11 protein-coding genes are annotated in these 12,360 nt (G+C 64.7%); 9 read left to right on the top strand and 2 right to left on the bottom strand.

The features are described from left to right. The first annotated feature begins 15 nt into the window (after nucleotides 1-15). From NMB43_RS20335 to NMB43_RS20325, 3 genes are read left to right on the top strand one after another with little or no spacing between them, the layout of a single operon-like run. On the top strand, nucleotides 16-624 hold the full coding sequence (locus NMB43_RS20335; protein WP_494350001.1) for a rhomboid family intramembrane serine protease: 609 nt from the start codon (nucleotides 16-18) through the stop codon (nucleotides 622-624). After that, complete coding sequence (locus tag NMB43_RS20330; RefSeq protein WP_494350000.1) at nucleotides 621-1,019, top strand: endonuclease domain-containing protein; 399 nt, start codon at nucleotides 621-623, stop codon at nucleotides 1,017-1,019. Before NMB43_RS20335 ends, NMB43_RS20330 begins: the two co-directional genes overlap by 4 nt. Then, nucleotides 1,016-2,896: an MFS transporter gene (locus NMB43_RS20325; RefSeq protein WP_494349999.1), complete on the top strand. Its 1,881-nt coding sequence runs from the start codon at nucleotides 1,016-1,018 to the stop codon at nucleotides 2,894-2,896. The genes NMB43_RS20330 and NMB43_RS20325 overlap by 4 nt, the downstream gene beginning before the upstream one ends. Before the next feature lie 53 nt (nucleotides 2,897-2,949). Here NMB43_RS20325 and ggt read toward each other — a convergent pair whose 3' ends face one another. Beyond that, nucleotides 2,950-4,737 carry a gamma-glutamyltransferase gene (gene ggt / locus NMB43_RS20320; RefSeq protein ID WP_494349998.1) on the bottom strand — a complete coding sequence of 596 codons (1,788 nt, stop codon included), beginning with the start codon at nucleotides 4,735-4,737 and terminating at the stop codon, nucleotides 2,950-2,952. Between the two features lie 181 nt (nucleotides 4,738-4,918). Continuing rightward, nucleotides 4,919-5,713: a sulfite exporter TauE/SafE family protein gene (locus NMB43_RS20315; RefSeq protein ID WP_494349997.1), complete on the bottom strand. Its 795-nt coding sequence runs from the start codon at nucleotides 5,711-5,713 to the stop codon at nucleotides 4,919-4,921. Nucleotides 5,714-5,977: 264 nt separating this feature from the next. Between NMB43_RS20315 and NMB43_RS20310 the strand changes: the two genes are divergently transcribed. From NMB43_RS20310 to NMB43_RS20285, 6 genes are all read left to right on the top strand, one after another. After that, on the top strand, nucleotides 5,978-6,757 hold the full coding sequence (locus NMB43_RS20310) for a GntR family transcriptional regulator (protein WP_494349996.1): 780 nt from the start codon (nucleotides 5,978-5,980) through the stop codon (nucleotides 6,755-6,757). Nucleotides 6,758-6,848: 91 nt separating this feature from the next. Further along, nucleotides 6,849-8,579, top strand: a complete 1,731-nt coding sequence (locus NMB43_RS20305) for a fumarate reductase/succinate dehydrogenase flavoprotein subunit (RefSeq protein ID WP_494349995.1) — start codon at nucleotides 6,849-6,851, stop codon at nucleotides 8,577-8,579. A gap of 19 nt (nucleotides 8,580-8,598) precedes the next feature. Next, nucleotides 8,599-8,832 carry a 4Fe-4S dicluster domain-containing protein gene (locus NMB43_RS20300; RefSeq protein ID WP_345533239.1) on the top strand — a complete coding sequence of 78 codons (234 nt, stop codon included), beginning with the start codon at nucleotides 8,599-8,601 and terminating at the stop codon, nucleotides 8,830-8,832. Between the two features lie 66 nt (nucleotides 8,833-8,898). Next, nucleotides 8,899-9,858, top strand: coding sequence for a HEAT repeat domain-containing protein (locus tag NMB43_RS20295; RefSeq protein WP_494349994.1), 960 nt, complete (start codon nucleotides 8,899-8,901; stop codon nucleotides 9,856-9,858). 77 nt (nucleotides 9,859-9,935) lie between these two features. Then, nucleotides 9,936-11,360, top strand: coding sequence for an ABC transporter substrate-binding protein (locus NMB43_RS20290; protein ID WP_494349993.1), 1,425 nt, complete (start codon nucleotides 9,936-9,938; stop codon nucleotides 11,358-11,360). 63 nt (nucleotides 11,361-11,423) lie between these two features. Further along, the gene (locus tag NMB43_RS20285; protein ID WP_494349992.1) at nucleotides 11,424-12,359 is read left to right on the top strand and encodes an ABC transporter permease; all 936 of its coding nucleotides are present in this window, start codon (nucleotides 11,424-11,426) and stop codon (nucleotides 12,357-12,359) included. Nucleotide 12,360: the final 1 nt, after the last annotated feature.

Genomic DNA, 12,360 nt, shown 5'->3' with positions numbered 1-12,360 from the left:
GCGTTTGAGACGGCAATGTCCTGCTCACGCCTGCCCTGGATCGGGCTGCTCCTGTCCCTGGCCTGCCTGCTGCCGCTTGCGGGCGGCGAGGCCGGGCAGCACGCGCTGGCCTTCGTGCGGGTGCGGGACGGTATCGGCGGGGCGCTGACGGCGCAGTTCTCCCATTGGGGCACCTGGCATGCGCTGGGCAACGCCATCGTGTTGCTCGCCTGCGGTTGTTACCTGGAGCCGCGCCTGGGGCATGTGCGCCTGGCTCTGTTCAGTGCGCTGGTGGCCCTGCTCGGCGCGGCCTGCGTGCTGTGGTGGGCGAAGGATCTGGGCGAATACCGCGGCGCCTCGGGTCTGGCAAGTGGCTGGCTGAGCATGGCCCTGATCGAGTTCAGCCACGTGCGCTCGCGCGGGGGGCGTTTCGTCCTCGGGTTGTGCGCAGGCCTGCTGTTCAGCCTGTCGGCCTGGCTGGGTGTCGGCTCCGGCGTGCTGCCGACCGGTGTGCGCCCGGTGTGGGAGCTTCATCTGCTGGCGGCTGTGCTGGCGGGGGGGATGGCTGGGCTGTGGCACAGGATGAGCGTACCGGCTTCCCCTCTCCCACTTGTGGGAGAGGGGCCAGGGGAGAGGGCGAAGTGAGCGAGGTGCTATTGCGAGCGAAGTCGTTGCGACGTCGTTCCACTGACGCTGAAAAGGCGCTTTGGTATCACTTGCGTGCCCGTCGTTTTATGGGCTTGAAGTTCAAACGGCAGAAACCGTTCGGTCCATATATTGTTGATTTCGCTTGCGTCGAGTACGGTCTGATCATTGAACTAGATGGCGGGCAGCACGCGGAGCAAACCGAGTATGACGAAGCGAGAACGGCAAACCTGAATCAGTCTGGCTTTACGGTACTGCGGTTCTGGAATCACGAAGTTCTGCAGCAAATGAGCGAGGTGCTGGAGCGAATACGCATGTTCGTTATCGAGCAGCCCTCTCCCCCCGCCCCTCTCCCGCATGCGGGAGAGGGGAGCAATCTTTCTGACTACCCATGAGCACCGCTTCCTCCAATCTGCTGTCCCAGCGTCGCTTCGGTCCGTTGTTCCTGACCCAGTTCCTCGGCGCCTTCAATGACAACGTCTTCAAGAACGCCTTGGTGCTGATGGTGGCTTTCCACAGCGGCAAGATCCTTGGCATGGAGCCCGCCGTGGTGGTGCAGTTGGCGGCGGGGCTGTTCGTGTTGCCCTTCTTCCTGTTCTCGGCCATGGCCGGGCAGATCGCCGACAAGTTCGAGAAGACGCGCTTGATCCGCCTCATCAAGCTGGTCGAGATCGGCATCGCCACGCTGGGGCTGGTCGGCTTCGCCACCGCACATGCCGAGATGCTGTTGGCCGCGCTGTTTCTGCTGGGCTTGCATTCCACCTTCTTCGGGCCGATCAAGTACTCGATCCTGCCGCAGCATCTGCACTCGGACGAGCTGGTGGCGGGCAATGCCTGGGTGGAGAGCGGCACCTTCGTCGCCATCCTGCTGGGCTCCATCCTGGCGGGCGTGCTGATGGCCATCAAGCCCTGGGGCGCAACGCTCTCCGGCATCGCCTGTGTGATCGTCGCGGTAGCGGGATACCTGGCCTCGCGCTCCATTCCGCTCGCGCCGCCCAGTGGCGAGCAGCCACCGATCAACCTGAATCCCTTCAGCGAGATCTCCGCCAACCTGCGCATGGCCTACCAGAACCGCACCGTCTTCCATTCGATGATGGGCATCTCCTGGTTCTGGTTCTACGGCGCGATCTTCCTGTCGCAGTTCGCGCCCTTCGTGAAAGAGGTGCTGGGTGGCAACGAGCTGCTGGTCACCGCGCTGTTGGCCACCTTCATCATCGGCATCGCCCTGGGCTCTTTCCTGTGCGAACGCCTGTCCGGCAAGCATGTGGAAATCGGCCTGGTGCCGCTGGGCTCCATCGGCCTGACCGTGTTCGGCGTTGACCTGTGGTGGAACTGCCCGGCGGCGCCCATGCCCGGCATCGGGGTGATGGCCTTCTTCGCCGACCCGGCGCACTGGCGTCTGCTGCTGGACCTGGTGCTGATCGGCGTGGCGGGCGGTTTCTACACCGTGCCGCTCTATGCGCTGATCCAGGAGCGCGCGAAACCGGAGGAGCGCTCGCGCATCATCGCCGCCAACAACATCCTGAACGCGGCATTCATGGTGGTCTCGGCCATCTTCGCGGGCGGCGCTTTGGCGGCAGGCGTGACGATTCCGCAGATCTTCCTGATCACCGCGTTGATGAACGTGGCCATCGCGCTCTACATCTACAAGCTGGTGCCCGAGTTCCTGATGCGCCTGATCGTGTGGGGCCTGATGCATCTGGTCTATCGCCTGCGCACGCGGGGTCTGGAACACATTCCGCAGAGCGGCCCGGCAGTGCTGGTGTGCAATCACGTGAGCTATGTCGACGCCCTGCTGATCATCGCGGCGTGTCGGCGCCCGATCCGCTTCGTGATGCACCACAAGATCTTCAAGCTGCCGGTGCTGAACTTCGTGTTCCGCGAAAACCGCGCCATCCCGGTCGCCTCGGGCAATGAAGATCCGGCGCTGCTGGAGCGCGCTTACGACGAGATCGCGGCCGCGCTGGCCGAGGGCGAGCTGATCGGCATCTTCCCCGAGGGCGAGATCACCTATGACGGCGAAGTGGCCTCGTTCAAGGGTGGCGCCACCAAGATCGTGCATCGCACGCCGGTGCCGGTGGTGCCCATGGCCTTGCGCGGGCTGTGGGGCAGCTTCTTCTCACGCAAGGATGGGCCGGCCATGCGCAAGCCTTTCCGCCGCGGGCTGTGGAGCCATGTCGAGCTGGTCGCCGGCGAGCCGGTGCCGCCGGCCGACGTGTCACCCGCCGTGCTGCGTGAGCGGGTGATGGCCTTGCGGGGGGATATGCGCTGAAGTGTTGAGGGGGCGGCGCAGTTCTCACTGCGCCCTACGCTGACACACACGGCTCAATCGCCCATCGCCACGCCTTCACGGCGCGGGTCGGCGCCGCCGAACCAGCCAGCCGGTGTGCGCTGGATCGCTTGCAGGCCGCTGGTCTGCACGATCACACGCACCTCATGGCCACGCGCCTTGAGGGCTTCGATCAGCTCGGGTGAGGTGCGATCCTGCTCCAGTTCGGTGGGGCCGTTGCGTGAGCCGAAGTTGGGCAGGCTCACCGCCTGCTGCGCATCCAGCCCCCAGTCCGTCATCGCCACCAGGGTCTTGGCCACGTAGTTGATGATGGCGGAGCCCCCCGGCGAACCCAGCGTCATGACCAGTCGCCCGCTGTCGCGCTCGAACACCAGCAGCGGCGACATCGAGGAGCGCGGGCGTTTGCCGGGCTCCACCCGATTGGCGACCGGGCGGCCATTCTCTTCCGGCACGAAGGAGAAATCGGTCAGCTCATTGTTGAGCAGGAAGCCGGCCGCCATGATCTGCGCGCCGAAACCGTTCTCGATGGTGGTGGTCATCGAGAGCGCGTGGCCCTGCGCATCGACGATCGAGATATGCGAGGTGGAGGGCAGCTCCGGGCTGCGGTCATCCGCCCAGGCCATGCGCGTACCGATAGGGTCACCCGCATCTGCCCGCCCCATGCTGCGCGGCCCGATCAGGGCGGCGCGCTGGCGCAGATAGGCGGGCGCCAGCAGGGCGGCCCCGCTGCCGCCGGGCAGCGGGGCGAAGTCCGGGTCTGCCACGTAGCGTGCGCGGTCGGCGTAGGCCAGGCGGCCCGCCTCGCTCAACAGGTGCACCGCGTCCGGCGCCGGCTCCAGCCCGAAGCTGCGCATGATGGGCCGCTGCTGCTCAAGGCCGGATGCCGACAGCATGCCCAGCATCTGTGCGATGGCCAGCGGCCCGGACGAGGGCGGCGGCATGCCGCAGACGCGCCATTGACGGTGATCGAAGCACAGCGGTTCGCGCTCTTTCGCGCGGTAGTTCGCCAGATCCTGCGTGTTCAACAGCCCGGGGTTGCCTGCGTGGTTGCGCACGCGGGCCACGATCTGGCGGGCGAGCTCGCCGCTGTAGAAGGCCTCCGCGCCCCCCTTGGCGATGGCCCGCAGGCTCGCCGCGTAGGCGGGATTCTTCAAGCGCGTGCCGGCTGCCACCGGCTGGCCATCGGGCTGGAAGAACAGCGCCGCCGCCTGCGGATCTTCACGCAGCCGTTTGCTGTCCGCCCCGCGTAGCAGTGTCGCCAGCCGCGGGCTGACCACGAAACCTTCTTCCGCCAGTTGGATCGCCGGTTGGAACAGGCTCGCCCAGGGCAGGCGGCCGTGCTGGCGATGCACGAGCTCCAGCATGCGCAGCACGCCCGGCGTGCCCACTGAGCGCCCGCCCACCACGCCGTCCATGAAGGCCATCGGCTTGCCATCCTTGAGGAACAGCGTCGGCGTGGCCTCGGCCGGCGCCGTCTCCCGCCCATCGAAGGCCTGCACGCGGCGGCCATCGTGATGCAGCAGGAAGGCGCCGCCGCCTATCCCCGAAGACTGTGGTTCCACCAGCCCCAGCACCATCTGCACCGCGATCGCGGCGTCCACCGCCGAGCCGCCGGCCTTCAGTACCTGGTAGCCCGCGTCGGTCGCCAGGGGGTTGGCGGCGGCGACCATGAACTTCGTGGCAGACCAGCCCGGCTTGGGCGTGTAGCCGCTGGCGGCCTCGGGCGGCAGCTGAGCTGCAGGCGGGGGCTGGTAATGGAACGAGGGGCTGCTGACGCAGGCGGCCAGCAGCAGGATTATCAGGAAGCGGGGCAGGCGATGCATCGGTCATCCCTCATGCAGAGCCGCCCTGCGGCGGCTATCGGTTCAGCATAGCCGGCAAACCCAAGCAAGCACATCACCCCATTGGAAAGGGGGCTCGCCAGAATTCCCGCCCAAGATCGCTGAAGCCGGTAGGGGGCGCGTGATGCCACTGGCCGGGATCGGCACGCAGCGGTCACCTCGCTCAGTGGCGCAGCCCGGCAACCAGCATGGTGCAGCTCATCAGCAGTACCAGGGCGGCGAAGGTGCGCTGCATGAGCGCCGAGGGGAGTTGGTGTGCCAGGCGTCGCCCGACGACGAGTCCGAGTGTCGTTGACAGCGCAAAGCTGGCCGTCAGCGGCAGCGGAAAGTGAATGCCGTGTGCCAATGCGGCCATCGCGCCACCGCCGCTGACAAGCGCCATCACCAGGAGCGATGTGGCCACGGTGCCGCGTATCGAAAGGTGGGTGAGGCGGCGCAGCATGGGCACGATGACAAAGCCGCCGCCTACCCCGAACAGTCCCGTCATCATGCCGCTGGCGGCGCCCACGCAAGCCATGATGAAGGCGGTGGCCGCGGACCACAGGAAGCGCCCGGTCTGCGGATGGATGAGGCCGACGTTGCGCAAGGTTGGCGTGCCGTCGTCACGCATCGGCGCGAGCAGCATGCGCAGCGCCGAGACCAGGCAGATCAGCGCGAAGCCGAGCATCAAGGTGGTTTGCGACAGTCCCTCGGCCCAATAGATGCCCAGCGCCGAGAAGGGCAGGCTGGCCAGCGCGATCAATATGGCAGCCCGGTAGCGCGCGAGGCCTTGCCGCAAGCCATCGATGGCGCCGAGCGTGCAGCTGCTGCAGATGGCGATGAGGGAGATCGGCGCGGCTTCCTGCATGCGCAGGCCCAGGGTGGCGACCAGCAAGGGCACCGTGAGGATGCCACCCCCGGCGCCGCAGGTACCCATCAGCAGGCCGATCAGAAGTGCGCCGCACAGTGCGCTCAACATGATTGCGCCTCTCCGGGACTCACCCTCGATGCACGGAACTGGTGTGCACCCTGCACGAAGATCAGCGCTGCGGTTGAAATCGGTGCAGCGGATGGCGATCTGCCTGGCGCGTCGATTTCGACGTAAACAATTGTCTGCAATGGGTTTTTGGCAGAGCGGCGAAGCGGCGAAGTTGGTGGCATGGGGTTTGCTCGTCCTGACTCGTCATAACAAGTTGTCGTGGACGCAAGTTGCGTACCGCGACCGCACCCGACAGAGAGCTATATGAAGCAAACCAAGCCCAAGGCGCTTGGTGCGCAGGCGATCACACGTCTGTCGCCCCAACCCATGTACGCCCAGATCAAGGATGAGCTGCGTTCGCGCATCCTGGATGGCCGCTACACACCGCATGAGCGCCTGCCTTCCGAGAGCGAACTGATCGCGCTTTTTGGCGTGAGCCGCATCACCGTGCGCCAGGCACTGGGCGACCTGCAGCGCGAGGGCCTGCTGTTCAAGATCCACGGCAAGGGCACGTATGTATCGAAGCCCAAGACCTTCCAGGAATTGGGCCAGCTCGAAGGCTTTGCCGAGGCCATGAACAAGCGTGGCTTCGAGACCTTCAACCGTGTCGTCGCGCAGCGCACGGTGAAGGCGGCGCGCGATGTGGCCAGTCATCTGCAGCTTCCACTCAACACCAGCGTCACCGAGATTCGTCGCGTGCGCTTTCTCAACCGCGAACCGATCTCGCTCGACGTCAGTTGGTTCGAACGCGAACTGGGCGACCGCCTGCGCCGCACCGACCTCGCAAACCGCGACATCTTCTCGCTGATCGAGAACGAGTTCGGCATTCCGCTGGGCCGCGCCGAACTGCAGATCGAAGCCATGCTCGCCGACGAGACACTCGCCGGTCTGCTGCTTGTCGAGGAGGGCGCGCCCATCCTGCGCATGGAGCGTCTCACCTTCAGCGCAACCGGCAAGCCGCTCGATTACGAACACATTTACTACCGGGGCGATGCCTTCCAGTACCGCATGCACATTGAAAGACGCGCCGAGCGCTCACCCTGAGACAAGGCAGTCCGGCATATCGATAGACAGATTTCTTGGTTCGGCAACACGCGTCGCGACAGCAGGATGTCGGCGCAAAGGAGAAAGCCTCATGAACACTGTGGAATATGAAGTGGATGTGCTCATCGTCGGTGGCGGCACGGCCGGCCCGATGGCCGCTGTGAAGGCCAAGGAGCGCAACCCCAAGCTGCGCGTGATGGTGCTGGAGAAAGCCAACGTCAAGCGCAGCGGCGCCATCTCGATGGGCATGGACGGACTCAACAATGCGGTGATCCCCGGCCACGCCACGCCCGAGCAATACACCAAGGAAATCACCATCGCCAACGATGGCGTGGTGAACCAGGAAACGGTGTATGCCTATGCGAAGAACAGCTACCGCACCATCGAGGAGCTGGACCGCTGGGGCGTGAAGTTCGAGAAGGACGAGACCGGCGACTACGCCGTGCGCAAGGTGCACCACATCGGCACCTATGTGCTGCCGATGCCTGAAGGCCACCACATGAAGAAGGTGCTCTACCGCCAGCTCAAGCAGAAGCGCGTGGAGGTCACCAACCGCGTCATCGCCACGCGCGTGCTGCTCGACGAGAACGGCGCCGCAGCGGGCGTAATGGGCTTCGACTGTCGCACGGGCGACTTCGTGCTGATCCGCTCCAAGTCGGTGATTTTGTGCTGCGGCGCAGCCGGCCGTCTCGGCCTGCCGACCTCGGGCTATCTGTTCGGTACCTACGAGAACCCGACCAACGCCGGCGATGGTTACGCCATGGCGTACCACGCCGGTGCCGAGCTGGCGAACCTCGAGTGCTTCCAGATCAATCCGCTGATCAAGGACTACAACGGCCCTTCATGCGCCTACGTCACCGGCCCCTTCGGCGGCTACACCGCCAACAACAAGGGCGAGCGCTTCATGGAGTGCGACTACTGGTCGGGCCAGATGATGATGGAGTTCTACAACGAACTCTCCAGCGGCAACGGCCCGGTGTTCCTCAAGATGGACCACCTCGCCGAGGAAACCATCCAGACCATTGAGACCATCCTGCACAGCAACGAGCGGCCAAGCCGTGGCCGTTTCCACGAAGGGCGCGGCACCAACTACCGGCAGAAGATGGTCGAGATGCACATCTCCGAGATCGGCTTCTGCTCGGGCCACAGCGCATCCGGCGTGTGGGTGAACGAGAAGGGCGAGACGACGGTGAAGGGTCTCTATGCCGCTGGCGACATGGCCGCCGTGCCACACAACTACATGCTGGGTGCCTTTACCTACGGCTGGTTCTGCGGCGAGAACGCGGCGGACTATGTGGGCACGCTGGGCGAGCAGGTCGTCGACCCGGCGCAGATTGAAGCCGAGCGTGCGCGCATCGCGGCACCGCTGGGGCGCGTCGACGGCCTGCCGCCAAACCAGGTCGAGTACAAGCTGCGCCGCGTGGTCAATGACTACCTGCAACCGCCCAAGGTCACCCGCAAGATGGAACTGGGCCTGGAGCGCATCGCGCAGATCCGCGAGGACCTCGAACACATGTCGGCGCGCAATACGCACGAGCTGCTGCGCGCGATGGAGGTCTATCACATCGCCGACTGCGCCGAGATGGCCGCCAAGGCATCGCTGTTCCGCAAGGAAAGCCGCTGGGGCCTCTACCACTACCGTGTCGACTACCCACAGAAGAACGATGCCGAGTGGTTCGTGCATTGCCATCTGAAGAAGGGTGCGAATGGCGAGATGGAACACCTCAAGCGCGCCATCGAGCCCTATGTCGTGCCGCTCGAAGAAAGCGAGAAGAACGCCTACGACAAGCTCCGCATTCCGCGCCAGGCCGTCGCGGCCTGAACAGACGAAAGGATTGATCATGCCTCTTGCCGCCACCCTCACCAGCGTTCCCGTCGTCATCGACGAAGAGAAGTGCATTGCTCACAAGGGCTGCACGGTCTGCGTCGATGTCTGCCCGCTCGATGTGCTCGCCATCGACCTTTCCAAAGGCAAGGCCTTCATGAAGTTCGACGAGTGCTGGTACTGCATGCCCTGCGAAACCGACTGCCCCACCGACGCGGTGAAGGTGAGCATTCCCTACTTGCTGAGATAGCCCATACCCCGTCATTCCCGCTTCCGCGGGAATGACGGAGTCGAGACAAGACTGAGAGACCGGAACATGAGCCATCCATTCACCGAACCCAACAGCCTGCGCGCCCGCCTCGCCGACCCCGATCCCGAGGTGCGCCGCGTCGCCGTGCTCGACCTGCCCTACGGTGACGACGACGACTACATCGAGCTGCTCACCGCCGCACTGGCCGACGAGGCTGCCAGCGTGCGCGCCGAGGCCGCACATGCACTCGAAGGCGTGGAGGAAGAGCCTGTCGTTGCCGCGCTCGTGCCCATGCTCAAGGACCCGGACCACGCGGTGCGCCAAGCCGTTGCCGACACGCTGGCCGAACTCAAGGATTCGCGCTGGGGCAGCCTGCTGCTGGACATGGCCAGCGACGCCGAGCCAGGCGTGCAGGCCTCGGCCCTGCGTGCCCTGCGGGCCTTGCGCGTGCCCGAAGCCTTCGCGCCCGCGCTCGCCGCCAGCGCGTCGGACGATGCCGGCGTGCGCCGCGAAGCCGTGGGCGTGCTGGCCTACCTCAAGAACCCCGAGGCGCTGGGCCGCCTCATGCAGTTGGCAACCGCTGACAGCGAGGCCGAGGTACGCAAGGCCGCCGTCGGCGCAATGGGCTTTGCCGGCACCAGCGATGTCAGCCGTGCCCTTGAGGCGGCGCTGGCTGACAGCGTCTGGCTGGTGCGCGAAGAAGCGGCGCACACCCTGGGCAAGCTCAAGGCGGGCAGCGCCGTGGCCATGCTCATCACCACCATGCAGGACGACTACTGGCAGGTACGCGTCGCGAGCGCGCGTGCGCTCGGAAAGATGAAGGCCGTGGAGGCGCTGCCGGTGTTGTTGCAGGCACTGGGCCACGAAATGAGCAATCTGCGCAAGGAGGCGGCGATTGCGTTGGGCGGCCTGGGCGATGCGCGCGCGCTGCCGGCGCTGGAGGCGGCGTCGAATGACCCGGACCCCGATGTACGCAAGCTCTCACGACTGGCGGTGGCGAGCATTGCAGCGGCGCAAGGCGCCTAGGAATTCAAGTCCGCATCAATGCCGATGCGGAGGTGTGGCTATCAAGGTTGGTAGCGTGTTGGCAAAGGGAGAGTGTCATGGTGAGCAAATGGATCAAGCGTGTGAGTTGCGGGCTCACGCTGGTGCTGATGGCGGGCCTGTCAGTGAGCACGCAGGCGCAGCAGGAAGTCGTGGTGGGCATCGGTACCCAGAACACCACGACCAATACTGTGACGGGTGGCATCGTGCTCGAAAAACTGGGCCTGCTCGAAAAACACATTCCCAAGACCGGCAAGTACGCCAACATCAAGTTCAAGATCGACTGGCAGAACTTCACCTCCGGCCCCCCCGTCACCAACGGCATGGTCGCCAACAAGCTGCAGATCGGCATGATGGGTGAGTATCCCTTGCTGGTGAACGGCGCCACCTTCCAGGCAGGCACTGAAACGAAAAGCCGCTACATCGCCACGCTCGCATACAACCAGTTTGGCGCGGGTAACGGCGTGGTGGTGCACAAGGACTCGCCCTACTACCAGCTCTCCGACCTGAAGGGCAAGAAGGTCTCCGTGCCCTTCGGCTCCGCCGCCCACGGCATGATGCTCAAGGCCATGGAAGACCGGGGCTGGAAGGAAGACTTCTGGGAACTCTTCTCGCAATCGCCCGAGGTGGGCACCACCAACCTGCAGGAGAAGAAGATCGACGCCCACGGCGACTTCGTACCCTTCGCCGAGCTGCTGCCCTTCAAGGGTTTCGCGCGCAAGATCTTCGACGGTGTCGAGACGAAGCTGCCGACCTTCCACGGCGTGGTGGTGCGCGAGGACTTCGCCAAGCAGTATCCGGAATTCGTGGTGGCCTACCTCAAGGCCGTGATCGAGGCCAATGAGTGGGTGAACAAGAACCCCAAGGAAGCCGCCGAGAAGATTGCCGAGTGGACCAAGATCGACAAGGAAGTGGTCTACATGTTCCTCGGCCCGGCCGGCATCCATACGCTTGACCCGACGATCAAGCCCAAGTGGATCGAGACCATCAAGTACAACACCGGCGTGCTGCAACGTCTCGGACGCGTGAAGACCTTCGATGCCGATGCCTGGGTCGACGAGACCTACATCCGCCAGGCCTTCAAGGAGCTTGGTGGCGACTATGACAAACAGAAAGCCAGCTTCGCCGGCACCGAGGTCAAGGGCACCGATGCCTTCTGCAAGAAGCCCATCGCCAAGAGCATCGAAGCCGGCGAGGTGTGGCTCAAGAGTGGTGAGCTGACGGCCTACAGTTCGGCCGCCTGCACGCTGGGCGCGGTCAAGGCATTCCAGGCGGCGGGCAAACCCATCGGTGTGGCCTTCCTGTTCGACCAGAACCTCAACATCAAGCTGTTTGCCGAGCATGCCTTCTTCGCGGTCAGCGACAAGGATCCGAAGAGCCTGGTCATCGAACCCTTCCTGCTGAAGAAGGACGCCGAAGCGCACGCGACGAAGATCGGCGGAAAGGTTCTTGGGTACGACCAGGTATTGGCAGTGTTGAAGTAGCAGCGCGCTCGCGCAGCACCTGTCGGTGCTGCGCGAAGCCTGCAGGCAGACAGGGAGCACACGATGCTGATGGCACATCGAATCGAACAGGACGTCGCCGATACGGTGACGCAGTTGGCGGCACCGCCGATCGCAGCGCAGATCGGCACCACCCCGCCCGCAAGCGCGGCACAGAAGCTCAGTCAGCCAGTGCCGCGCAAGCTGCCCCTCATCCCACCACGCATGCTGCTGACCTGGTTCTTCGCTGCACTCTCGCTGTGCATCCTGATCACGGCGTGGCACTTCGCGGTCAAGTACCGACTGGACTTCTACATCCGTTTCAACAACATCCCTGCGCCGCAGGCCGTGCTCGAAGATGCCATGGCACTGTTCAGCAACTCGCGCTTCCATCGCCATATCGGGCTGAGCCTGCAGCGCATCCTGACCGGTTTCACGATCGCCGCCTTGCTGGCCATTCCGCTGGGCATGCTGATGGGTCGCAACCGCGTCGCGCGAGAGCTGGTGTTTCCCACGCTGGAAGTGCTGCGCCCCATCCCAGCCATTGCCTGGGTACCGATGTCCATCATGCTGTGGCCGACCAACGAGGTGAGCATCATCTTCATCACCTTCCTCGGCTCCTTCTTTCCCATCCTGCTCAACACCATCCACGGCGTGCAGGCGTTGGACAAGGTGCTGGTGCGCGCCGCGCGCTGCCTCGGCGCCAACCAGCTCGCCCTGTTCTGGCACGTCGTGCTGCCCGGTTCGCTGCCGCACGTCTTTACCGGGCTCACCATCGGCATGGGCGTGGCGTGGGTTTCGCTGATCGCGGCGGAGATGATCTCGGGCCAGTTCGGAATCGGCTACTTCACCTGGGAGGCCTACTCACTGGTGCGCTATTCGGAGATCGTGCTGGGCATGATCGTCATCGGCTTGCTGGGCCTTGCCTGCTCCGGCGTGATCCGCCTCATCGGCGGCTGGCTGATGCCCTGGGCTCACCGCACACAAATGGAGAACGACTGAC

The sequence above is a fragment of the Uliginosibacterium sangjuense genome (genome assembly GCF_059132465.1).
The sequence above is the reverse complement of the archived record's forward strand: the minus strand, read 5'-3'. Positions and strand labels throughout refer to the sequence as shown.